General features: G+C 65.6%; 1 pseudogene. It reads right to left on the reverse strand.

What is annotated here, in order from left to right:
- Positions 1 to 256 (reverse strand): annotated as a pseudogene (locus tag SB816_RS33215) (aromatic ring-hydroxylating dioxygenase subunit alpha); the annotation flags it as partial.

A 256-nucleotide genomic window follows, 5' to 3' on the forward strand; every position in this document is an offset into this window, starting at 1 on the left:
GTGCGGCAGCAGCACGCTCGCGGAGCGCACCTTGTACCACTCGGGATTCGCCGCCACCGCCACTGCGCCAGTGCGCTCGGACTCGTCGGCGAGTTCGAGCAGAATCCGGCGAAAGCGCACGACGGCCGCGTCGGCGGAACTGAGATTTTCGCGCGTTCGATCGACGATCGATCCCATGCTTTCCTGCACCGCCGTATCCTGCATCCCGATGCCGTCGATACCGGTCGTGCTGTAGAGGCGCTGCTTCTCGCGATCG

The sequence above is a fragment of the Achromobacter sp. SIMBA_011 genome, assembly GCF_046535435.1.
GTDB lineage: Bacteria > Pseudomonadota > Gammaproteobacteria > Burkholderiales > Burkholderiaceae_B > Achromobacter > Achromobacter dolens.